This is a genomic window from Roseburia sp. 1XD42-34 (assembly GCF_009917385.1).
GTDB lineage: Bacteria > Bacillota > Bacilli > Bacillales > Amphibacillaceae > Virgibacillus.
This window is the reverse complement of sequence record NZ_QWLJ01000013.1, coordinates 1-24750: the sequence shown is the minus strand read 5'-3', so window position 1 is coordinate 24750 and position 24750 is coordinate 1. Positions and strand designations below refer to the sequence as shown.

Here is a 24750-nt window from a genome sequence, read left to right as displayed (position 1 = left end):
TGAGGGAAATGAATTCCATCCTTTCTTCCATCAAAGATCCATCATTAATCGCAAAACGGCGGAATCAAATCATCATAGCAGCCATTACTTTATTTAAAGAAAAAGGTTTTCATCGCACAACGACAAGAGAAATTGCGAAAGAAGCAGGGTTTAGCATAGGAACTTTATATGAATACATTCGTACAAAGGAGGATATTTTATTTCTTGTTTGCGACTCCATTTATTTACAGGTGCGTGAACGATTAGAAGCACAAATTGATCCGAATAATTCTTCTTTGGCACATTTTACAAATGTGATTCGTTCCTATTTTTACTTAATGGATGATATGCAAGAAGAAGTTGTCATTATGTATCAAGAAGTCAAGTCGTTAAAAAGAGAAAGCAAAGATTATGTACTCCAAAAAGAAAGGGATATGGTGGCTATGTTAGAGCGGGTTATCGCTACATGCTTCCCTGATTCTGTATCTTCTACAGATCGTGAATTGCTTGCTAATAATATTTTTATTCAAGGGCAAATGTGGGGCTTTAGAAGGTGGATGTTACAGAAGCAATTTACATTAGAAACATATGTGGACAGGCAAATTCATTTTTTAATGCAATCCATTCAGGTTGAAGCTTCAAGTGGCTAACTTGAAACGGAAAAAAGCAATATATTTCAGAAAAGAAATGCTTTGTGTGAGTACGTCTCCCTTATGCAAAGCTTTTTCTTTTTTATAAGTTAAGAAAGCATAAAATGAGGTGCTTGGGGATACAAACTTAACGGAATAGCCACGTCCAGCGCAAGCGCCCAGCAAAGATGCGACTTTAGAAATGCGCCCTACGATAAGTCATCATCGGTTGTAGCTAAGAGGAAGGCCGACGAAATACGGGCTTGTCGCTCAGGCGTCGGCATACCCCTGGTTTTAGTGGCATGTTTCCTATAACTTTAGTTGCTTCGTTCCAGTCGCTACGTTGCTAACCGGGCGCCTTGCACCTTTGTTCTTTATCTCCAGTATACGCATTAGAACGCCGTAAGATTCCCCTTTCAAGAATTGGATAATTCACAAGTTTAAGGTAATAAAACAGACCTAAATGCATCCATTTGTTTAGAAGTCTTTAGGTTCTACCGTTATAGCACTAACAATCAGTAGCACCGAAAGAAAATCCTGCTGATAGAAGATTCGTTAAATCAGATAAAGGTGCACCACGGACTTGTATTTATAGAACAGGAGAAACCGAGAAAAAACGGATACGTAAGATAAAAAGATTGTTAAAAAATTTTCTGCTTTATCTCTAGCATAAACCATATAGATTTGTTTATAATGTATGATATGGTTAACGTGCGGAATATCTTATAGTCCGTGTTTAAAAGAGAGGATAAAAAGGTCGAGCGTAACTGAGATTGCATTGTTATTGCACGTTGCTATATTGTCTGATGGTGCTTTTTTATCCTTTTGCAACGTTTTATGGTTCTGTTTACGCAGTTTGGGAAGGGATGGACTTAGTAATAAGCCAGATAGAGATGAACCATTTTTTCTGAACTTTTTATGAACCTCTTATCAACATATAGGTGTAACAGCCATCAATATAAAATTAAAGGGAGTGCATGACCGTGAGCTTCAACCAATATAGCCACGAAGAAATTCAACAAATGCCAATGATTGAATTGGCCAGTTTGCTGCTTGTAGAAGAAAAAAAAGCTTTTCACTTCAAAGACATATTTAATCGGTTAGCAGATTTGAAAGGTTATACAAAAAAACAGAAACAAGAGGCCATATCACAATTTTATACCGATTTAAATGTGGACGGCAGATTTCTGACTGTTGGAGAAAATAAGTGGGGATTAAAGCGTTGGTACCCTGTCGAGAAAATGGATGAAGAAGTAAATGTTGCTCCAAAGAGAAAGAAAAAAGCGAAAAGTAAGTTGAAACAAGAAGAAGACTTAGATATTGTTGATGATGATGTTGAAATTTTGGACGAAGATTTAGATATTGATTTAGATTTGGAAGATGATTTTGAGGAGGACTTTGATGAGGAAGAATATGACGAGGACTTCGATGAGACTTATGATGAAGAAGAGGAAGAAGACGAAGAAGATGACGAGAAAAAAAGATAAAACGAGTATTTTATGAATGCTTCAAAGAAATGCACATCTCGGTAATTTTTAAACATCTTTTTAGAGTCTTGACTTTTTTTCAAGACGTCAGTACAATTTATCTTGGGCTCTTTTATTTTAATCACCAAAGCGTTTCCCCGATTGACTGGGGAGGCGCTTTTATTGTTTTTGTATTGGTTTCCTAACGAACATATAGGATTAAGCCTTCTTAAATAATAGCTTACATGATTCTGTTTATATCCCGCATGTAAAGTGCTGTACGACTCCCACATCAAGCGTTGGGGATAATACGAGTTAAAGAGTGAGCAACAGCACCAAATGCCCGATTCGTTCTACTAACATCCAGTCGGAGTTGATAGTGAAACTCCGACTGAATGAAGTTTCACTTTATTGCATAACACAATAGAAAGAGGGAAAAAAGATGACCAAGTATATTTTTGTAACTGGAGGAGTTGTCTCGTCTTTAGGAAAAGGGATCACAGCTGCTTCATTGGGAAGATTACTAAAAAATCGTGGTTTACAAGTAACCATTCAAAAATTTGACCCATATATTAATGTTGATCCCGGCACCATGAGTCCATATCAGCATGGTGAAGTTTATGTAACAGAAGATGGCGCAGAAACAGATCTGGATTTAGGTCACTATGAACGATTTATCGATATTAATTTAAATAAATACAGCAATATTACAACTGGTAAGGTGTATTCCAGTGTCATTCGTAAAGAACGTCGTGGCGACTATTTAGGCGGGACGGTTCAAGTCATTCCTCATATTACCAATGAAATTAAAGAACAGGTTTTCCGTGCAGGCGAAGCTACAGGCGCAGATATTGTGATTACGGAAATTGGCGGCACGGTCGGTGATATTGAATCGTTACCATTCCTGGAGGCTATCCGTCAAATAAAAAAAGATGTGGGTAGAGATAGCGTCATGTACTTGCATTGTACACTTGTTCCTTACATTCAGGCTGCTGGGGAAATGAAAACAAAGCCGACGCAACATAGTGTTAAGGAATTGCGTTCATTGGGAATTCAACCAGATGTCATCGTATTACGAACAGAGCAAACGATTAGTAAAGAGATGAAAGAAAAAATCGCCTTGTTTTGCGATATTAATGAAAAAGCGGTCATTGAAATGCTAGATGCCGATACATTATATCAAGTGCCAATTTCTTTACAAGAGCAGCAATTAGATGAGCTTACATGCCAACACTTTGGACTAGACTGTAAACAAGCGGATATGAAAGAATGGATGGAACTTCTAAACAAAGTACGGCACCTTTCAAAAACAGTAGATATTGCTTTAGTTGGTAAGTATGTAGAGCTTCCTGACGCGTATTTATCTGTAGTAGAAGCATTGAAGCATGCTGGATTTGCATACGATGCTGATATTCGTGTGCATTGGGTGAATTCTGAGCTGCTGGATGAGCAAACTATTCATAAAGAATTACAACATGTAGACGGTATTCTAGTGCCTGGTGGATTTGGTGATCGAGGTATTGAAGGAAAAATAGTAGCTATTCAATATGCACGTGAGAATAAAATTCCGTTTCTGGGAATTTGCCTTGGCATGCAATTAGCAACAGTGGAATTTGCCCGTAATGTTCTGGGGCTTTCTGGAGCACATTCTGCAGAGATTGATCCAGATACCGCACACCCAATCATTGATTTACTTCCAGAGCAAAAAGATATATCTGACCTTGGTGGTACATTAAGACTTGGTATTTACCCATGCAAGCTACAAGATGGCACGAAAGTAAAAGCCGCTTATGAAGGCGCCGATTTTATCGAGGAACGTCATCGTCATCGTTATGAATTTAATAATGTTTACCGTGAGCAAATGACGGAACATGGCTTTGTGTTTTCTGGTACAAGTCCAGATGGTCGTTTAGTAGAAACGATCGAAATCGCTGATCACCCATGGTTTGTAGCGAGTCAATTTCATCCGGAATTCACATCGAGGCCAACTAGACCACAAGCATTGTTTAAAGGCTTCATTGGGGCTGCGGTTAATTATCAACGGTCATAAGTCACATATCGTATAATCGTATATAGAGATGATATTATAGATGGGGAGTTGTATGTTAGTTGATACTGCTCCCTTTTCTATTTTAGATAAAAGCCAAGGGACTGTAGCAGGATATCTGATGCATTATAGAGAATAGTATTATTGGGGGCAAATGTTTTGGAAAGGGGAAGTTGGATAGATGGAAAAAACAATCCTCGTTGTTGATGATCAACCAGGTATCTGTATGCTGTTAACAGATATACTAACAGAGGAAGGTTATCGTGTGGAAACTGCCAATACAGGAAAAGAGGGACTAGAGAAAATCAATTCCTCTTCTTTTCATTTATTAATGATTGATTATCATTTACCGATATTAAATGCATTTGAAGTGCTTCGTCAATTGGAAAAAACAAACAATCATGTCCCTGCAATTGTTATGACCGGCATGACAGAAACTGTTATTCGAGAAAAAGAAGATTGTAATAATATTGTAACCATTCTTAGTAAACCATTTAATATTAAGGAAGTTTGTCAATTGGTTCATTCCATTTTGAATTAATTCCAACAGCGTATTGTTGCGACTTTGTGCGGTTGTTGGTATTCTATTAGTGTAATTTATTTTGACATAGGTGTAATGTTCAACTAGAGGAGGATATACATGCCATTAGTATCAATGAAAGAAATGTTAGAAAAAGGGAAAGAAAATGGTTATGCAGTTGGTCAATTTAACTTAAATAACCTGGAGTACGCTCAAGCCATTTTGCAAGCTGCCGAAGAAGAAAAGTCTCCTGTTATTTTAGGGGTTTCTGAAGGTGCTGCAAGATATATGGGTGGTTTTAACGTTGTTGTAGCAATGGTGAAATCGCTGATGGACGCATATGGCACGACTGTACCTGTAGCGATACATTTAGATCATGGCTCTAGCTTTGCAAAGTGTGCAGAAGCTATTCATGCTGGATTTACTTCTGTTATGATTGATGCTTCTCATGATCCATTAGAAGAAAATATAGCTGTTACAAAAAAAGTAGTTGAGTTAGCTCATCTGCACGGCGTATCTGTAGAAGCTGAACTAGGAACTGTTGGTGGACAGGAAGATGATGTTGTTGCTGACGGCGTCATCTATGCAGATCCAAAAGAGTGTAAAAAACTTGTTGAGGCAACAGGCATTGACTGTTTAGCTCCAGCACTTGGATCTGTGCACGGTCCATATAAAGGGGAGCCGAACCTTGGTTTTGAAGAAATGGAAGAAATCCTTAACACTGTACACATTCCGCTAGTTCTTCATGGAGGTACAGGGATACCAACAAAAGATATTCAACGTGCTATTTCTCTAGGAACAGCTAAGATTAATGTGAATACAGAGAATCAAATTGCGCAGGCGAACAAGGTACGTGAAGTTTTGAACGAAAAACCTGATCTATATGACCCACGTAAATATTTAGGACCAGGAAGAGATGCGATTAAAGAAACTGTCATTAGTAAAATGCGTGAATTCGGTTCATCGCAAAAAGCATAAATTTGCTTAAAAATATGTGAAGGGGGCAGGAATTTATGAAATTCTTTATTGATACAGCAAATATTGAGGAGATTCGTGAAGCAAATGCACTAGGTGTTCTGGATGGTGTAACCACTAACCCTAGCCTTGTTGCAAAAGAAGGTGTTTCTTTTCATGATCGTTTACGTGAAATTACTAGTGAAGTGTCTGGCTCTGTAAGTGCTGAAGTAATTGCAGAAGATGCAGAGGGCATGATTCGTGAAGGGAAAGAACTTGCAGCAATTGCACCTAATATTACAGTGAAAGTTCCGATGACACTAGAAGGCTTAAAAGCAGTAAAGACATTTAGCGATTTAAATATTAAAACGAACGTTACACTTATCTTTAATGCAAATCAAGCTTTACTTGCTGCTCGAGCGGGCGCGACTTATGTGTCTCCTTTTCTAGGGCGTTTAGATGATATCGGTCATAACGGAATGGACCTGATTGAGACAATTGCTGATATTTTTAATAAACATGACATCCATACCGAAATCATTGCTGCATCAATCCGCCATCCTTTACATGTTGTAGACGCTGCTAAAAACGGTGCACACATAGCAACCATTCCATTTAAAGTGCTTCAGCAGCTAGTTGCACATCCACTAACAGATCAAGGAATTGAAAAGTTTTTGACTGATTGGAATAAGCAAAAGTAGTAGCATAAAAATGGAAATGTGGCACAACCTAAGGAACAAATGCAGTTTTATCCCGCATGTAAGGTGCTGTAAGACTCCCGCTTTCAAGAGGGAAATAAATAAAAACAACCCTAAGTGGGAGATCATAGCACCTAAATGCCGGATTAGTTCAACTAAACATTCAGAAAGAGTTGGAGAATATTTCTTCTGTAATGAAGTTTTACTTTATGTACTGCAATAAAGATTGCAAGTAATGTGGGCGCAAAATTTGCGCTTGCATGTTCCTTGCTTAAGTGAGGTTTTTACATGCAAAAAATGTTCGTTGAAGGTGGCCATTTACTAAATGGCAAAGTTCGAATAAGTGGAGCGAAAAATAGTGCTGTCGCATTGTTGCCCGCTGCTATATTGGCTGATTCTGACGTAACTATTGAGGGGCTTCCACAAATATCTGATGTGTACACGTTAGGCGATTTGCTGGAAGAAATAGGTGGATCTGTTTCTTGGGATGGCCAAACCGTCCATATAGACCCTGCAAATATGATAGCGATGCCACTTCCAAATGGGAAAGTAAAAAAGCTTAGAGCGTCGTATTATTTTATGGGAGCAATGCTCGGAAAATTTAAAAAAGCGGTAATTGGATTGCCTGGTGGTTGCTTTCTAGGGCCTCGCCCGATTGACCAGCATATTAAAGGTTTTGAAGCGCTAGGCGCAGAAGTTACCAATGAACAAGGAGCGATTTACTTACGTGCGAAGGAATTGACTGGTGCACGTATTTATTTGGATGTTGTTAGCGTAGGGGCGACGATCAATATTATGCTCGCGGCTGTTAAAGCAAAAGGAAAGACGATTATAGAAAATGCAGCTAAAGAACCTGAAATTATTGATGTAGCCACTTTGCTTACGAATATGGGAGCAAAAATCAAAGGCGTTGGTACGGATGTTATTCGAATTGAAGGTGTTCCTCATTTAAGCGGCTGCCGCCACACGATCATTCCAGACCGAATCGAAGCAGGGACGTACGCAATTGCAGCTGCTGCTATGGGTAAAGAAGTAACCATTGATAATGTAATTCCTCCGCATTTGGAGTCTCTATTAGCGAAATTGCGGGAAATGGGCGTTCCAGTAGAGGAAAGCAATGAACAACTCTTTATTGCACCGAAACAACCATTTAAAAGTGTGGATATAAAAACACTTGTATATCCTGGTTTTCCGACAGATTTGCAGCAGCCGTTTACTACCTTGTTAACAAAAGCAGAAAGCACAGGGGTTGTAACAGATACGATTTATTCTGCAAGGTTGAAGCATATTGATGAGCTACGCAGAATGAATGCCTCTATTAAGGTGGAAGGTGGATCAGCTATCGTATCAGGGCCTGTACAATTACAAGGGGCTAAAGTAAATGCAACTGACCTTCGTGCTGGAGCTGCATTGATTATTGCAGGTTTAATGGCCGACGGAATTACCGAAATTACTGGGCTTGACCATATCGACCGAGGTTATGAAAACATTACAGAAAAGTTAACGAATCTGGGTGCTAAAATCTGGCGCGATAAGATGACACAACAAGAGATACAAGAATTACAAAACTCTTAGCATCAACCGCTACTAAAAGCTGTTAAGTTGGCTTAGTAGCTCTGACCATCGATAGGATTTCCGACAGACCTTTAAGATGGAAAACTCAACTGCTATAAAATCATATGTTACCCATTATCGTACAAGAATAGGATCATCCTTTTCCAAGGAACGAAAAAACAAGTCAACTAGAAATACCGATGTGCCATTTTAGTCCACTTTTTGAATAAATTCATAGAGAGAAATACTTTTGTAAAACTTCTTCTTGGGATGAGGAAAGTTTACAAAAGGGAGAGATAATTATGGAAAGAAGTTTAACCATGGAATTAGTGAGAGTAACAGAAGCAGCTGCTTTAAAATCAGCACGCTGGATGGGAAGAGGCAGAAAAGAGGAAGCTGATGATGCAGCTACAACAGCGATGCGTGCTGTTTTTGATACTATTCCTATGCAAGGTACGGTTGTTATTGGCGAGGGAGAGATGGACGAAGCACCTATGCTCTATATAGGGGAACAGCTTGGCACAGGTAACGGACCTGGTGTGGATGTTGCCGTTGACCCGCTGGAAGGCACGAGTATCGTCGCAAATGGATCCTGGAATGCTCTTTCTGTAATTGCAATCGCAGATAAAGGTACATTATTACATGCGCCAGACATGTATATGAACAAAATTGCAGTAGGACCTCAAGCAGTTGGTAAGATCGATATTAATGCTACTACACTGGAAAATTTACAAGCCGTTGCCAAAGCTAAAAACAAAGCTGTGGAGGATGTAGTTGTAACGGTTTTGGATCGTCCACGCCACCAAAAATTGATTGAAGAAATTCGCGAGGCAGGTGCCCGAATTAAATTAATTTCTAATGGAGATGTTGCAGGTGCTATCAATACAGCTTTTGAAGAAACTGGCGTTGATGTTCTGTTAGGAATCGGTGGTGCCCCAGAAGGCGTTATTGCAGCTGCTGCTCTCAAATGCTTAGGAGGGGAAATGCAAGGCAAACTAGTTCCTGCAAACAAAGAGGAAGCTGATCGCTGTGCAAAAATGGGCATAGCTGATATTAATAAAGTTTTGTATATGAATGATTTTTGTAGTGGAGATGACGCCATTTTTGCTGCTACTGGAGTTACAGATGGGGAATTATTAAAAGGCGTTCAATTTAAAGGAACAGAAGCAACCACGGAAACGGTAGTTATGCGAGCTAAAAGTGGTACGGTGCGCTTTATCGATGGTACACATAGTTTGCAGAAAAAACCAGACCTCGTTATGAAGTAATAGGTATGGACTATGTAAAAACTGGGAATAAATAAGGAAGATCTATTTACGTATAATAACACAACCAAATAAGCCCGTCTGGCTTATGAGCCAGCAACTAGGCAACATCACGAATTTCCCTATAATAAGTCATCATTGGTTGTAGCTAAGAGTAGGCGTCTTTACTCCGTTGATTCGTTCTAGTTGCTATGTTGTTAACGAACTTGCATCTTTGTTCTTCCTTACTTATGTCTATTAGAAAGCAATGCGTAGACTTACCTTTAAAAGAAAAGGAAGCTATTTGAGTTAGCTTCCTTTTCTTTTCAATATAGGAATATATCCATTGTGTTGTTAGCGAGAAGGGTCCTAGTATGCTACAATAAAGATGAATTCGTAATTTCTTAAAATAAATATTAATATAGTGTTGAATCTTACACGTTAAAAGAGTATTATGGTATATGTTTATGATATATGTAATATGTTGAACTTCGAATCTAGCTTCTACAATTTTTCTTCATTTCTGCGAAGACAGACCTTCCAACAAAGAAGTGAAAATTCTATCTGGTTGTATATAGCTTTACCATGTTACGGGAAATGAACGAACCGTCCATCCAGTAAGTTGGTTCAAGCTGCGTTATAGATCAATTATTTAGATGTAAGATCTGATTTAAAAGCAAGATTCCTTAAGGGAGAAAAGAGAGATATGTATAGAAAAAAAGCATATGGTCGAACAATCTTCCTACATAAATATTTTATAACTTGATTTAAATTTAAGGTTTCCCAATTGTAGGACAATGCAAAAAAACTCCTAGGTCTTCACCTCAATAAGGATAGTATACCCTGATAACAAAGCAGCGATTAATAGATATAGCTAACTCTAAGGAATAGAGTATATATAAATATAATACGCCGTGAAGGAAAGCTTTAATGCAGGTTAAACTCATTATAAGACTATATATGGTTGGAGCAGAAAACAATTTTTTGCGTTATTATTTCAAAAATTAAAATTATAATAGGTGTGGTGATTTTATGGCAGGATTAACTATCTCCCGTTTGGAGACGTTAACACTAAAAGAGATATACCAACTAGCACGAGAATATAAAATTTCTTATTATGCCAAGTTAACGAAAAAAGAACTTATTTTTGCAATTTTAAAAGCACAGGCAGAAAAAGATGGTTATCTCTTCATGGATGGGGTATTAGAGATTATCCCATCAGAAGGATTTGGCTTTTTAAGACCGATTAACTACTCGCCAAGTGCTGAAGATATTTATATTTCTGCTTCGCAAATTCGTCGCTTTGACCTACGGAATGGCGATAAAGTGTCGGGAAAGGTTCGCCCTCCTAAGGAAAATGAAAGATATTACGGATTACTGCACGTAGACGCTGTTAACGGAGAAGATCCAGAAACGGCGAAGGAACGTGTGCATTTTCCTGCATTAACAGCATTATATCCTGATAGGCTCATGAAACTGGAAACGAAAACGAATGAAATATCAACCCGAATTATTGATTTAATGACTCCTGTTGGCTATGGTCAGCGGGGACTTATTGTCGCTCCTCCTAAAGCTGGTAAGACTACTTTACTAAAGGAGATTGCTAATAGTATTTCGGAAAACCACCCAAATGCGAAACTTATTATTTTGTTAGTGGATGAACGTCCTGAAGAAGTAACGGATATTGAGCGCTCTGTTCATCCGGACGTTGACGTTGTAAGCTCTACATTCGATGAAGTGCCTGAGAGTCATATTAAAGTATCTGAGCTCGTATTAGAACGGGCGATGCGCTTGGTAGAGCATAAACGAGATGTTATTGTGTTAATGGATAGTATTACACGTTTGGCGCGAGCTTATAATCTTGTTATACCCCCTAGCGGACGCACCTTATCAGGTGGTATCGACCCAGCTGCATTTCATCGTCCAAAACGTTTTTTTGGAGCAGCTCGTAATATTGAAGAGGGCGGAAGCTTTACTGTTTTAGCTACTGCGTTGATCGATACTGGTTCACGCATGGACGACGTGATATATGAAGAATTTAAAGGAACAGGAAATATGGAATTGCATTTGGACCGAAATTTAGCTCAACGGCGCATATTTCCAGCTATTGATATTTTACGTTCTGGTACCAGAAAAGAAGAATTACTTGTTGATAAGTCGCATTTAGATAAAATGTGGGCTATTCGTAAAACGATGCAGGATTCCAATGATTTTCTGGAACGTTTTCTACGTAGATTAAAGCAATCAAAAAACAATGAAGAATTCTTCCAAAAGATGGATGAGGAAATGAAACGACGCGGTATGAAACGTTCGTAAAGTGAAGAAGTTATAGATTTAGGAAAACAATGGGCAAATCCCACTATTGCATTCCCGAAATCATCCTGTTATAATCTTTTTATGTGAGTTTAGATCAGGTATTTTACCTATGAGGGCTCTTGCAATAACTCTGTTTCCAAAGGACTCAGGGCAAAAAGGAGTGGAAAGACATGAAAAAGGATATTCATCCAAAGTACCAAAAAGTAGTTTTTCTTGATACGAGTTCAGATTTTAAATTTTTAAGTGGATCTACGAAAACATCCAACGAAACAATTGAATGGGAAGATGGTAATACGTACCCATTAATTCGTGTTGAGATTAGCTCAGAATCACATCCATTCTACACTGGTAAGCAAAAAGCTGATAAAGTCGGTGGTCGAGTGGATCGCTTCAAGAAAAAATATAATATGAAGTAAAATGTTGGAACGTAACAAGTTCCTAAAATGTATGATCCAGTTACAATAGTGTATAAAACAGGCAAAATGTCCAATCTTTGCCTGTTTTTTTACTTTTAAACACTAATTAACCATGTAGCTGTTGATAAATGTACTGTTAAAAATATAGTAAGCCGGACATAAAAGGACCTGATCCGTTATTTTCCCTTCAGGTTTTTCCAATTAAAAGAGACTTGGCTGTGATCAGTAATATTAAAATTAGCAGATTCTATGCCCAGCAAACGATTAATGTGTATCAATATAAGAAAACGGGCGTTAAACAAACTGAATAAACGAAACTTTGGAAAGTGGGGCAAGAGGAAATGTATGTAATGAAACAAAGTGGCTGGGTAGAATTGATTTGTGGGAGTATGTTTTCAGGGAAATCCGAGGAATTGATTCGCCGTGTCCGACGTGCTACATACGCTAATTTAGTAGTCCGTGTCTTTAAACCAGCGATTGATGATCGATATGAAAAAGAGGCAGTTGTTTCTCACAATGGTACATCTATTATAGCACGACCTATAAAAGCTGTAGAAGGGTTAATGGAACATATCGATAAGAATGTGGACATTGTTGGTATAGATGAAGCGCAATTTTTTGATGCTTCCATTGTCACTGTCGTAGAACAGTTAGCGGATATGGGGATTCGCGTTATTGTAGCTGGCTTAGATACTGATTTTCGTGGAGAATCTTTTGGCTCGATGCCTGAATTAATGGCGTTAAGTGAATCGGTTACTAAATTAAACGCGATTTGTCCAATATGTGGTTCGCCAGCAAGTAGGACGCAGCGTTTAATTAATGGACAACCAGCTTCTTATGACGATCCAATTATATTAGTGGGCGCTTCCGAGTCCTATGAGCCTAGATGTCGCCATCACCATGAAGTACCAAACAAACCAAATCCTGTTGACTATACGCGTTTGTCTAAGCTAATGAAATAGGACAGGCATTCCTTAGAAAAGGTTCTTTTTCTAGAAGGGACGATCAGGAAGCTTTTAATAATAAAAAAACGGCATAAAGTAAGAGGAATGTAAGTACTGTTACTCCCATATATGCTTGACGGGCTCTAGGAGTTCCACTGATTTTGACCTTAGAAGGGGAGTATACTATAATTATACTGTTAATCAGAAAGAGGTGGCCGTGATGTTAGATCGTTTACAATCTTTAGAAGATCGTTACAATAAATTAAATGAATTGCTAAGTGATCCGGAAATTATTAGTGATGCAAATAAACTTCGGGAATATTCCAAGGAGCAGTCTGGTTTAGAAGATGTTGTTCAAGCGTACCGCGAATATAAAGATGTCGCCCAGCAGTTAAAGGATGCAAAAGAAATGCAAGAAGAACAGTTAGATGAAGAAATGGAAGAAATGGTGAAACTTGAAATTAGTGAACTTACAGAAAACAAACAGCAATTGGAAGAAAAAATGAAGGTTTTACTATTGCCGAAAGATCCAAATGATGATAAAAACGTGTTTATGGAAATTCGTGGTGCAGCGGGTGGAGATGAAGCGGCGTTATTTGCTGGTGATTTATATCGTATGTATGCGCGTTATGCTGAAAACTATGGCTGGAAGCTTGAAGTGATGGAAGCCCATACGACAGGTGTAGGTGGATATAAAGAAATTATTTTTATGATCAATGGAAAAGGTGCATACTCACGTCTGAAATATGAAAATGGCGCACATCGTGTACAGCGTGTTCCTGAAACGGAGTCAGGTGGACGGATTCATACGTCTACAGCAACCGTAGCTGTACTTCCAGAAGCGGAAGAAGTAGAAGTAGACATTCACGATAAAGATATTCGTGTTGATACATTTGCTTCAAGTGGTCCAGGGGGACAAAGTGTAAATACAACAATGTCAGCTGTTCGGTTAACGCATATCCCAACGGGCATTGTTGTGTCTATTCAGGATGAAAAGTCACAAATAAAAAACAAAGAGAAAGCAATGAAAGTACTACGTGCCAGAATATATGATATGTATCAACAGGAAGCACAAGCTGAATACGATGAAAACCGTAAGTCTGCTGTAGGTACAGGAGATCGTTCGGAGCGTATTCGCACATATAATTTTCCGCAAAATCGTGTAACCGATCATCGTATCGGCTTGACGATTCAAAAGCTGGATCAAATTCTGGAAGGAAAATTAGACGATATTATTGATGCGTTGATTATGGAAGAACAAACGAAGAAACTGGAACAAATTGGTGAATAATGCTATGGAAGCAAATAAACAACATGAAGTCCTCAAATGGGCTTCCCTTTTTTTAGAGGAAAATGGTCGAGAACAGCATGTAGCAGTTATTCTTTTAAAGCATTATTTACAGGTTTCTACAGCCAAATTTTATATGAATATGCAAGAGCCTGTTCCTGAAAAAGTACTTTCAAAATATGTCGCTGCTATTAAAGAGCATGCGACAACTGGAATGCCAGCCCAGCATCTTATGGGATATGCCCCGTTTTACGGGCGAGAATATAAGGTGAACGAACATGTACTTATCCCAAGACCGGAAACAGAAGAGCTAGTTCAGCAAGTAATCACAGCTGTGAATGATGTGGATAAGTCACCAACGATTGTTGATATAGGTACGGGAAGTGGGATTATTGCGATCACACTTGCTTTAGAACTACCTAATGCCATTGTTTATGCTACAGATATTTCAGAAGAGGCATTAACAGTAGCAAAGGAAAATGCTGTTTACCATCAAGCAGCCGTTAAATTTGCTACCGGGGATTTCTTAGAACCAATACTTCAACGTAATGTTCAGGCAGATGTAATCGTTAGTAACCCTCCCTATATTGCTATTAGTGAAGCACCTTTTATGGCAGATACGGTGAAACATTTTGATCCGAAGTTGGCCTTATTTGCTGATCGTAATGGTCTAGCTGCGTACGAAAAAATAATAAGCCAAATGGCACAGCTACCTAAAATGCCTCGTTTAACTGTTTTTGAAATAGGTTATCAACAGGGGAAGTCCGTCTCGGATTTAATTAAAGCTGTTTATCCAGACAGTCATCCACAAGTGCTACAAGACATGAATGGAAAAGACCGAATGGTCATCATAAAAAAATAATTTTGCAGAATACTAGTTTAAAATCATCAACCTTTGAACATAATGATGAATAACAAAGGGGGAAGCCGGTGATGAAAAAGCTAGTATTTTTTGTTGTTATATTTTTAATAGGATTTTTAAGTATTCCTGGGCAAGTCTTTAGTCAAAAACCGGAGGAAAAATCGCTTCCGGATCAGGAAGATTATCAAGTTATTCCCGATGAGGCGATCCGTTTACGTATATTAGCAAATAGTGATAATGAATCTGATCAGCAATTAAAAAGAAACATTCGCGACCGTGTAAATGAAGAAATTACGAGTTGGGTAGAAGATATGACGGATATGGAGCAAGCTAGAAATTTAATAGAAAAAAGAATTCCAGAAATCAATCAGATTATACGCTCTGTACTTGAAGAATCAGGAGTGGAGCAAAATTTTGAAGTGACTTATGGTAAAGCTGTTTCCTTTCCTGCTAAAATATATGGTTCATATGTATACCCGGCAGGTAAATACGAGGCTGTATTAATTACAATTGGAGAGGGTAAGGGAGATAATTGGTGGTGTGTTTTATTTCCGCCGCTCTGTTTTTTGGACTTCTCCAATGGGACTAGTGCTGTGTCAGCTGAAACAATGGAAGAAGAGACTAAAGAAGAAGAGGAACAGAAGGAAGATACGAAAGTAACATTTTTCTTATTTGAATGGCTTGGATGGTCATAGTTGGAAGAACAGTTGCATAAACTTCTTTAATATGAGGAAAGCTATTAAACCAGATAGAGGTGAGTAGAAATGAATTTAGTTCAGGCCAGTAAAGCGTCTGCGGAAAAATTGGAGCACTTTTTACAAAATAATCCAAACTTAAATAAGTATAGCTTATTACAGAGAGGCTATGTAGTTGAATTGAAAGGTGAAATTGAAGGTTGTTTTATTCTTGAGGAAATGGAAAAAGGAACCTATTGGTTAAAGCAATTGTACATTACACAATCAGAAGCAGCTGTCCTTCCTGTATTATTAGAATCTATTTTAACAATGGCTAAACAGCAGCATGCCGAGCGAGTGTATGTGCATAGTCATCAGCCAGTTGTGGATATATTACTTGAGGCTTTACAGTTTCATCCACAAAAAGAAAGAGCATTTGTTAATAAATACGATCAAAGAGATGGGAATTGGTGGTTGTACCATGTATCTTAATAGGTTGTTAGATAAAGTGAAGTCTCCATTAGGTGTGGATTTTTACAACCTCCAGTAATGGCTAGTCTAGTTATTGTAAAGAGGAGGATCTGATGGCCTTCTTGAATGAATCGGGAATCTAGTTGCGGACTCTCTCTTAAATTTTTTTGTATCTATGCGAACTTCCAGAAGTGAGGGTTTTATAGCAAATTTTTCGGAATAAATTGTAAAAAATTAAGTTATTAACAATGTTATCCACTGTTTTTGTGGATAACTTTAAAATACGCTGTGGATAATGTGTATAAATGAAAAAATAACTAAATAAATAAGGTTTTGTATACTAAAATCATGTGGATATCCTGTTGATTTGTTATCCACATGATTTTATTTTTTCATGGTATACGAACCTATAAAAGGAGGTGCTTGGGAGATATCGAAATAACCGAATAGCCACGTCCGGCTTCAGCGCCCAGCAACTAGGCAACTTCACGAATCGCCCTACGATAAGTCATCATTGGTTCGTACCTCACCGTGATTCCTTTATCTCAGTTGATTCGCTCCAGTCGCAACGTTGCTAACCGGGCGCTCTGCGCCTTTGTTCACTATAGGAAAGGATAATATTTTTTTGGTTTATAGTATAAGAAAAACAAAAGGCTTTCGCCATAAGACTTGGCGACAAGCCAAGTTTTTCTAATAAAAATAGACTATAAAGCTTTAAACCATAGTTTATGTGCATATAATTGTTGATTTGACCAAGCTTATAGAGGAAGCATAAAGGATAAATACAAACGAAATGATTATAGCTTCTTGTTTCATTGCACAACAAGCTTTGATCTACTAAAATAATGGTAGTAGAAAAGAGGTAACCGCGATGAAAACGAAGTATTGGAATATTTACCAAGCTAATGAAAAACAGCAGCAGGAGGCAATTATGGAAGCCAGTCTGCTGCTTCAACAAGGTGAAGCAGTTGCTTTTCCAACGGAAACGGTATATGGATTAGGAGCTGATGCTACGAATGAACAGGCTGTACGAAAAATTTTCCAAGCCAAGGGACGCCCTCAGGACAATCCGCTAATTGTTCATATAGCAGCTGTTTCCCAAATAGAAAAGCTTGTTCACAATTGGCCTTCATATGTGGATAAGTTGTTAGAAGCTTATACACCAGGTCCCCTTACATTTGTTTTGCCAAGCAATGACACATGTACAACGTCTGTCACAGCAGGCTTAGATACAATTGGTGTGCGTATTCCAAGTCATCCTGTTGCTCGGCAATTGTTATCCACATGTCATTTGCCAATTGCTGCACCAAGTGCAAATATATCCGGAAGGCCTAGCCCGACCAGTGCAAAGCATGTATGGGAAGATTTATATGGGAAAATTGCTGGTATCGTTGATGGTGGCACTACTGGGGTTGGTGTAGAGTCAACGGTCATTGATTGTACACAGGATATTCCCGTAATATTACGCCCTGGTGGGATTACGGCGGAGCAAATAGAAAAAATAACAGGTGCTGTTATGGTGGATCCTGGTTTAGCAACAGAAAATGGAAAACCAAAATCACCTGGTATGAAGTATCGGCATTACTCCCCTGAAGTACCGTTGTGGATTGTTTCGGGGCCTAACGATGAGATACAAGCTACGATTCATCGTTTGCAAACAGAAGGAAAACGTGTTGCTGTAATGGGGCAGGATAGTACCATATTACATCTTCATGCGAATGCTAAAATTAAGCTGGGAAACACGATAGAGCAAGTAGCTGCCAACTTATATGATGCATTGCGTACCTTTAAATTAGGAGAAGTTGATATTATTCTTTGTGAAGCTTTTTCAGAACATGGAATGGGACAAGCAGTAATGAATCGTTTATCGAAAGCAGCTACTCGAATGATTACACTACAATAAGCATAAAACATCCAAATTTATTTTAAGAAAAAAAGATAGCATGGTGAAACTAGGAAGACGTGCAGTGTCCGTTTTTCTGGTTTGTTATCATAAAAAGAATGCATACAATGAACTTAGGCATATGTGTATCAGATTTCTCCGTATAAAATGGTAGTAAGCCTTGCTCTTTTATCGTATGAGGTGAAACCAATGATAGGGTTCAGGTTGCGATGCCAAGCCTGTTCTCTATCGCACAAAAATATAGTAACGATAAGCATATTCCCCGCCGGATATGTCAACATGAAAAATCTTCCATTCATAATAATGGGGGGGTCATAACCACCATTATAAAAACGAGGACGATTTAATAGCAGGGATTTTTGTTATAGCGTATATGGTCTTAGGGGCCCGTGATTGATGAGATTTTTCTATATTTATCCAAATAATACGTGTAAACCAAACGCAATCAAAATACTTCCACCTAACAACTCACTGTATGTACCTAGGAAGCCTTCTACTTTCCTTCCAATAAGCATGCCCATCCAAGAAAGCCAAGCACTAACTAATCCAAACAGTATAAGTGCAATAGCCGTTTTTACTCCTGACATACCCAAGCTTAATCCGACAGAAAAGCTATCGACGCTTAAACTGAGAGCTAATAAATATAAACCTAGTCCGATCGGTTGAATCATTTTTTTTAAGTGATAGTTAAAAGCCGAAAAAAACATTTGCGCACCAATACCTACAAGTAATAACCCTCCGGCTAAGGTGGTTAAACTGCCGATTTGTTTTGATATCATTGTCCCAAATATAATGCCCAAAAAGGGCATTATAATATGAAATAAGCCTACTACCATACCGATGAGTGCAATTCGCTTCAATCGAAGACGCTGCATCCCAAGCCCTAAACTGACAGAGAAGGCATCAAGTCCAAGCGCAAATGCTAAAAACAATAAGGCTGTCACTTCACCAATATATCCTGACATCACCAATTCCCCCTTGGACATGCTTATAAACTATATGTTGACCCAAGAAGAAATATGTTTATTTTGAAAATCAACTAAATAATCATATTAACGTGTTTCGTAAAGTGGAATTTCAACCAGTAAGGTTTCTTTAAAAGATAAGATAGTATAAAATGAGGTACTTGGGATAACGAAATAACCGAATAGCTAAGCCTGGCTTATGGAGCTTAGCAATGATACGACTTTAGAAATGCGTCCTCCGATAAGGCATCATCGGTCCGTCACTAAGAGGAAGGCCGACTAAAAACGGGCTTGTCGCTCCAGCGTCGGCATACCCCTGTTTTTTAGTGGCATGATTCTTTTATCTTGTAAAAAGGCGTTGTAGACTAGCACGGTCTAAGAATAGAAGATGTAAGCGGAACAAGTCGAAACGGGAGGTAACAGCACCTAAATCCCCCATTTGTTCCAGGGCCTTTAGGTGTCATACCCTGGTGGTACTAACCATCAGCGGAGATGAAGAAAACACCGCTGATGGAAGGGTCACTTTTGTTAATTCGTTCCATGTGCTTACGTTGCTAAACGGTCGTCCGCACCTTTGTTCATCCTCGCTAGTTATTAGTACTCATAAAAATATGATCTATAGTTTATTTGTATCATGTTTTGTACTGCTGAAGTTTGGATTTTTGAAATTTACCATTAAATGATACAGATATAATAATGCTGCACATTTAATTTAGTAGCTAGCGAACATTTACATATGCTAAACCAACAAATCCTTAAACATACCCCATTCACGTTTGGCGGATAGCAAAGAAACTGGTTAAAGGAAAGCAGGATATGATATATTGTTAACAGAGTTTAGTATCGGAGGTTACCCCTATGAGATTGTTATTTGTTTGTACTGGTAATACGTGTCGTAGTCCAATGGCGGAAGCGTTAGTTAAACATAAAATACCGGAAGTAGAAGTACAATCTGCGGGTATTTTTGCAGCAGAGAACCAGCAAGCAAGTCCAAAAGCGATAGAAGCTTTGAAACAGAAACAAATGGAGATCGAACATCTTTCCCAACCAGTAACCAAGGAACTGCTGAATTGGGCTGACGTTGTTCTAACCATGACGACACAGCATAAGCAGTCTCTTATCATGACTTTCCCGCAATTTCAAGAAAAATATTTTACATTAAAAGAATATGTCTTAGAAGCCGATAAAGAAGTATGGAAAGAGTTGAAACAGGCATATGCAGATTATGAGGAAAAAAGATCAATATTTATCCAAAAAAATCAGCATAAATTGGATAATTCCCTTCTCGATCAACGAATTCATGAACATCTTTCGGAAGACATTGAAAATATTCGAAGGCTGGAAGCGAATTTAATCAATTATGATATTTCCGATCCTTTTGGCGGGGATTTAAGAATCTATCAGGGGACGCTGGAGGAATTGGATAAATACATTGATCTGCTTAGCAAAAAACTTACAAAGTAGGCGGGGGAAGATCAATGGAGAAGAAGTATCGTTTCAGTTTGCGATTAAAGCTGGTGCTATTTACAACAACTTTAGCTTTGGTAACGTATTCAGTTAGTGCAGTATTTATTTATATTATTTATGATTACGTACAAAATTATTGGGATGTTTCCGAACACTTTTTTACAATAACCACGTTCGTTCTTGGTATTATTTGGTCGGGAATATTGGCCTTTTTTGCAGCAAGAGTGATTGTAAAGCCGTTGGAAAAGCTAGAAGCAGCAGCCTCTGAAGCTGCTAAAGGAAATTTACATCAGGTCATTGAAATTTCCAAATCAGACGATGAGGTGAAAGCCTTGGGGATAGCTTTTAACAAAATGCTAAAAAACTTACGCGATATTGTACATAATATAGATCAGCATTTTGAAAGTACGAATCAATCGGTTGTTAAAATTCGCCAAGCTTCTGAACAAGCGAATCATCACTCTATGTCCGTTCGCTCATCGGCAGATGAAATTTCTAAAGGAGCGGAAAGTGCTTCAGAAGCAATACAAAATACAGCAGAAGCAGTCGAATTAGCAACAGAGCTTGCGGAGGAGGTACAGCGAAAAGCAGCTGACTCCAAGCAAAAATCGAATGCGATGATGAAAATATTAGATCGAAGTAAGCAGGCTGTTAATCAATTGGTTGATGGGATTCAAAAACTTGCTGATGAGCAGGAAACTTCTTTAAAAGATGTTGATCATTTAAAACAAAATGCGATGCAAGTGGAAACAATTATTACATTGGTCGGTGAAATCGCCGAACAAACGAATTTACTTGCACTAAACGCGTCCATTGAGGCTGCTCGAGCGGGAGAACATGGTAAGGGTTTTGCTGTTGTTGCTGATGAAATTCGTAAGCTAGCAGATCAAAGCGCTCAGGCCGTGCAGCGAATTTCTGGATTAATTACTGCTATCCAAGATGATGTTTCAGCAGTGGTTGTCAAAATAAATGATAACGTTTCCTATGCAAAACGGGAGGCTAATAATGGAAAAACAACCAATCATGCAATCTCGGAGATGTCTGGCTCTGTAAATGAGGTTGCAACAGAGATTGGCCGAATTACAGATTTGGTAGATCGTCAACTGGAATCGATTCAAAATACAGTTAAGCAATCGCAAGAAGTTGCGGCTGTTGCAGAAGAGACGTCAGCGGGCGCCCAAGAAGTAAATGCGTCTATCCATGAACAAGCATCCACCATTGAGCAAGTGGATGAATTAGCTCATGCGTTGGAGGAGCAAGCCAATAATTTAAATAAACAAATCAATCAGTTTAAGGTAAATTAAAATACGATATTGGTTAATAACATAAATGAATGTATAATAAGATAAAAGCGTTTTACAGCTTGGCAACTTTTTCAGCTAAATATAAAGGTTAAATAAAAGGAGTTAATACAGATGAAAGTGATCATTACAGCAGATCATGCAGGTATGACGATTAGAAATGAGATCAAGGATTTGCTAACGGAAATGCAGATCGAATTTGAAGATGCAGGTTGTGACTGTGAAGGCTCCGTAGATTATCCTGACTATGCACTTCCAGCAGCAGAACGAGTAGCCAACGGGGAATTTGATCGCGGTATTTTCATTTGTGGTACAGGAATTGGAATGTCTATTGCTGCAAATAAAGTAAAAGGTATTCGCTGTGCTCTTACACATGATGTATATAGTGCAAAATTAACGAGACAGCATAATGATTCTAATGTACTGGCTATGGGGGAACGAGTCGTAGGTCCTGGCTTAGCTCGGGAAGTGGCGAAAGCTTGGTTGGAGACAGAGTTTGATGGTGGTCGACATCAAAATCGGATCGAAAAAATTACGACATATGAAGATGATGCACAATAATTTAGAAAGGTGAGCAAAGAAGGCTTGCCTTATTCTATATAAAGAAGGGTGTTTTAGATTACCATGAAAGAGCAGTTTCGCCAAAAACTTAGAGAACAACTTATGGATATACAAGAGCAATGGCAAATGTCAGGTCGCCTCAAGCCTGGGGATTTATTTGTTGTTGGATGCTCGACAAGTGAAATTGCTGGCGAAAGAATTGGGACGGCAGGCAGTAAAGAACTTGCAACAATCATCTACAGTAATTTAAAAAAGCTGGAAAACGAAAATAAGATTCACCTTTGCTTCCAATGCTGTGAACATTTAAATAGAGCAATTGTTATGGAAAGAAGTACGATGAACAATTATCAATTAAACGAGGTATCGGTTATTCCAGTTACAAGGGCTGGTGGGGCGATGGCTGCATATGCATTTGAGCAGCTAAAAGACCCTGTAGTAGTGGAAACCGTAACTGCGCATGCGGGAATGGATATTGGGGAGACGATGATAGGTATGCATTTAAAACCAGTCGCTGTACCATTCCGACTTCAGCAGCGCTTTTTAGGAGAAGCTCGTATTAACGCAGCTTATACCCGTCCTAAAAGAATTGGCGGAGCTCGCGCAGTTTATCCCGAGTGATAACGCGCTGTAAGATTAACATAACAAGAGTGAAAAGCGACGCAAGGAAGGGTAAATGGAGATAACGATACCAATTCTGATTGCTTCAAGGGTACTTATTTTGGTATTAATGTTCAGTAGGTGGTAATAGGAAGTAGGAAGATTCCTACTGAAAGAAGTAATTTATTTCCATCAATTCTAAGGAAAAATGTATTTGTTCTTCTAACGGTTTAAAGCTACAATAGGTTTATACATAGAAGGGGGTAATCGAATGGACTTTGTCAAACAAGCGGATTTCGAGATTTTTCAAGCAATTGAAGCAGAAAAGAAGCGACAACAAGATAATATTGAATTAATTGCTTCTGAAAATTTTGTCTCTGAAGCAGTGATGGAAGCAATGGGATCTGTGTTGACTAATAAATACGCAGAAGGTTATCCGGGCAAACGTTACTATGGAGGTTGTGAGCATGTAGATGTTGCGGAGAATTTAGCTCGTGACCGTGCGAAGCAGTTGTTTGGCGCTGAGCATGCCAACGTACAACCACATTCCGGTGCGCAAGCAAATATGGCTGTTTATTTTACTGTTTTAAAGCCTGGAGATACTGTGCTGGGTATGAATCTTAATCACGGAGGACATTTGACACACGGAAGCCCGGTTAATTTCAGCGGTTCACTTTACCGTTTTATTGATTATGGGGTCGATAAGGAGACGGAGCAGTTAGATTATGATGCTGTTTTAAAAATAGCTGAGAAAGAAAAACCGAAACTTATTGTAGCGGGTGCCAGTGCATATTCACGAGTTATCAATTTTGCAAAATTTCGCGAGATCGCTGATAAGGTAGGAGCTTATTTAATGGTCGATATGGCTCATATTGCTGGATTGGTAGCTACTGGTTTACATCCGAATCCAGTTCCTTATGCTGATTTTGTAACAACGACAACGCATAAAACATTACGTGGACCAAGAGGTGGTATGATTCTTTGTAAGGAAGAGTACGCTAAAAAGATTGATAAAGCTGTATTTCCTGGTATGCAGGGCGGACCGTTAATGCATATTATTGCGGCAAAAGCAGTTTCCTTTAAGGAGGCCCTATCTGGTTCGTTCAAAACGTACAGCAAACAAATCATTGAAAATGCTAAGGTGTTAGCAGAATCTCTACAATCTGAGGGAATTCGCATTGTTTCTGGTGGCACGGATAACCATTTGTTATTGCTTGATGTAACACCGTTAGAATTAACAGGGAAAGTAGCTGAGCACGTATTGGATTCCATTGGGATTACTACCAATAAAAATACCATCCCATTTGATACAGAAAGTCCATTTGTAACGAGTGGTGTGCGTATAGGTACAGCGGCAGTTACTACCCGCGAGTTTGGAAAAACGGAAATGGAAGAAATAGCCTCAATCATAGCAATCACGTTAAAAAATCATGACGATGTTAAAGTGCTCGAAGCAGCTGCACAACGTGTGAAAACACTAACTGAAAAATTTCCGCTTTATGCGGTATACGCGCAATAAAAGAAGATGCCTAGAGAGGCATCTTCTTTTAGTAATTAGGATACTATTTTGCATGTAAATGATGTAAGATCCTCATGGTTGAAGATAAGGTGAAACAAGCTAAAGCGGGAAATAACAGCACCTAAATTTCGATTCGTTCAAGGGCCTTTAGGTCATACCCTGGCGGTACTAACCTAACCATCAGCGGTGATGAAGAAAACCTCGCTGATGAAAAGTTCACTTTATCATTCATTGATTCGTTCCATTCGTTTACATTGCTAACCTGGGGCCCGCGTCTTTGTTCTGGTCTAGGAAATTATCACTAGCGTTGCATAAAAAGTAATGCTTCAAGTCAAGCGCTAATTATCCATTTGAGGCATAGATGACATAATTTTC

Annotated in this window: 22 protein-coding genes; 21 read left to right on the top strand and 1 reads right to left on the bottom strand. The window is 38.6% G+C overall.

Annotated features, from left to right (window positions below; genetic code table 11):
• The first annotated feature begins 8 nt into the window (after positions 1 to 8).
• The 16 genes from D1839_RS09455 to D1839_RS09380 all read left to right on the top strand — a co-directional run bounded on the left by D1839_RS09455 (position 9) and on the right by D1839_RS09380 (position 17965).
• Positions 9 to 629: a TetR/AcrR family transcriptional regulator gene (locus tag D1839_RS09455; RefSeq protein ID WP_120379659.1), complete on the top strand. Its 621-nt coding sequence runs from the start codon at positions 9 to 11 to the stop codon at positions 627 to 629.
• Positions 630 to 1591: 962 nt separating this feature from the next.
• A complete protein-coding gene (gene rpoE, locus D1839_RS09450) occupies positions 1592 to 2095 on the top strand; it encodes a DNA-directed RNA polymerase subunit delta (RefSeq protein ID WP_120379658.1) in 504 nt (167 codons plus the stop codon).
• Between the two features lie 421 nt (positions 2096 to 2516).
• Positions 2517 to 4124 (top strand): CTP synthase, encoded by a 1608-nt coding sequence (locus tag D1839_RS09445; protein WP_120379657.1) that lies wholly within the window; start codon positions 2517 to 2519, stop codon positions 4122 to 4124.
• Positions 4125 to 4302: 178 nt separating this feature from the next.
• Positions 4303 to 4662, top strand: a complete 360-nt coding sequence (locus D1839_RS09440; RefSeq protein ID WP_120379656.1) for a response regulator — start codon at positions 4303 to 4305, stop codon at positions 4660 to 4662.
• A gap of 99 nt (positions 4663 to 4761) precedes the next feature.
• Positions 4762 to 5619 (top strand): class II fructose-bisphosphate aldolase, encoded by an 858-nt coding sequence (locus D1839_RS09435; protein ID WP_120379655.1) that lies wholly within the window; start codon positions 4762 to 4764, stop codon positions 5617 to 5619.
• Positions 5620 to 5654: 35 nt separating this feature from the next.
• Positions 5655 to 6296: a fructose-6-phosphate aldolase gene (gene fsa, locus D1839_RS09430; protein ID WP_120379654.1), complete on the top strand. Its 642-nt coding sequence runs from the start codon at positions 5655 to 5657 to the stop codon at positions 6294 to 6296.
• Between the two features lie 285 nt (positions 6297 to 6581).
• Positions 6582 to 7868, top strand: a complete 1287-nt coding sequence (locus tag D1839_RS09425) for a UDP-N-acetylglucosamine 1-carboxyvinyltransferase (RefSeq protein WP_120379653.1) — start codon at positions 6582 to 6584, stop codon at positions 7866 to 7868.
• Between the two features lie 281 nt (positions 7869 to 8149).
• Positions 8150 to 9115 (top strand): class II fructose-bisphosphatase, encoded by a 966-nt coding sequence (gene glpX, locus D1839_RS09420; RefSeq protein WP_120379652.1) that lies wholly within the window; start codon positions 8150 to 8152, stop codon positions 9113 to 9115.
• A 1008-nt stretch (positions 9116 to 10123) separates the two neighbouring features.
• Positions 10124 to 11407 carry a transcription termination factor Rho gene (rho, locus tag D1839_RS09415; protein ID WP_120379651.1) on the top strand — a complete coding sequence of 428 codons (1284 nt, stop codon included), beginning with the start codon at positions 10124 to 10126 and terminating at the stop codon, positions 11405 to 11407.
• A gap of 170 nt (positions 11408 to 11577) precedes the next feature.
• Positions 11578 to 11823, top strand: coding sequence for a type B 50S ribosomal protein L31 (locus D1839_RS09410; RefSeq protein ID WP_120379650.1), 246 nt, complete (start codon positions 11578 to 11580; stop codon positions 11821 to 11823).
• Positions 11824 to 12164: 341 nt separating this feature from the next.
• Positions 12165 to 12785: a thymidine kinase gene (locus D1839_RS09405; protein WP_120379649.1), complete on the top strand. Its 621-nt coding sequence runs from the start codon at positions 12165 to 12167 to the stop codon at positions 12783 to 12785.
• Positions 12786 to 12987: 202 nt separating this feature from the next.
• Complete coding sequence (gene prfA / locus D1839_RS09400; protein ID WP_120379648.1) at positions 12988 to 14058, top strand: peptide chain release factor 1; 1071 nt, start codon at positions 12988 to 12990, stop codon at positions 14056 to 14058.
• Between the two features lie 4 nt (positions 14059 to 14062).
• The gene (prmC, locus tag D1839_RS09395; protein WP_120379647.1) at positions 14063 to 14917 is read left to right on the top strand and encodes a peptide chain release factor N(5)-glutamine methyltransferase; all 855 of its coding nucleotides are present in this window, start codon (positions 14063 to 14065) and stop codon (positions 14915 to 14917) included.
• A 71-nt stretch (positions 14918 to 14988) separates the two neighbouring features.
• Entirely contained in the window at positions 14989 to 15612 is a 624-nt protein-coding gene (spoIIR, locus tag D1839_RS09390) for a stage II sporulation protein R (RefSeq protein ID WP_120379646.1), read from the top strand.
• Between the two features lie 69 nt (positions 15613 to 15681).
• A complete protein-coding gene (locus D1839_RS09385) occupies positions 15682 to 16083 on the top strand; it encodes a hypothetical protein (RefSeq protein ID WP_120379645.1) in 402 nt (133 codons plus the stop codon).
• Positions 16084 to 16933: 850 nt separating this feature from the next.
• Positions 16934 to 17965 carry an L-threonylcarbamoyladenylate synthase gene (locus D1839_RS09380; protein WP_120379644.1) on the top strand — a complete coding sequence of 344 codons (1032 nt, stop codon included), beginning with the start codon at positions 16934 to 16936 and terminating at the stop codon, positions 17963 to 17965.
• Between the two features lie 413 nt (positions 17966 to 18378).
• On the opposite strand, the gene D1839_RS09375 is transcribed toward D1839_RS09380, so the two are convergent.
• Entirely contained in the window at positions 18379 to 18930 is a 552-nt protein-coding gene (locus D1839_RS09375) for a manganese efflux pump MntP (RefSeq protein WP_120379643.1), read from the bottom strand.
• An 858-nt stretch (positions 18931 to 19788) separates the two neighbouring features.
• Here D1839_RS09375 and D1839_RS09370 point away from each other — a divergent pair.
• From D1839_RS09370 to glyA, 5 genes are all read left to right on the top strand, one after another.
• Positions 19789 to 20394, top strand: coding sequence for a low molecular weight protein arginine phosphatase (locus D1839_RS09370; RefSeq protein WP_120379642.1), 606 nt, complete (start codon positions 19789 to 19791; stop codon positions 20392 to 20394).
• A 14-nt stretch (positions 20395 to 20408) separates the two neighbouring features.
• Positions 20409 to 21701, top strand: coding sequence for a methyl-accepting chemotaxis protein (locus D1839_RS09365; protein WP_120379641.1), 1293 nt, complete (start codon positions 20409 to 20411; stop codon positions 21699 to 21701).
• A 111-nt stretch (positions 21702 to 21812) separates the two neighbouring features.
• Complete coding sequence (rpiB, locus tag D1839_RS09360; RefSeq protein ID WP_120379640.1) at positions 21813 to 22259, top strand: ribose 5-phosphate isomerase B; 447 nt, start codon at positions 21813 to 21815, stop codon at positions 22257 to 22259.
• A 63-nt stretch (positions 22260 to 22322) separates the two neighbouring features.
• The gene (locus D1839_RS09355) at positions 22323 to 22877 is read left to right on the top strand and encodes a TIGR01440 family protein (RefSeq protein WP_120379639.1); all 555 of its coding nucleotides are present in this window, start codon (positions 22323 to 22325) and stop codon (positions 22875 to 22877) included.
• A 250-nt stretch (positions 22878 to 23127) separates the two neighbouring features.
• Positions 23128 to 24375 carry a serine hydroxymethyltransferase gene (gene glyA, locus D1839_RS09350; RefSeq protein ID WP_120379638.1) on the top strand — a complete coding sequence of 416 codons (1248 nt, stop codon included), beginning with the start codon at positions 23128 to 23130 and terminating at the stop codon, positions 24373 to 24375.
• Positions 24376 to 24750: the final 375 nt, after the last annotated feature.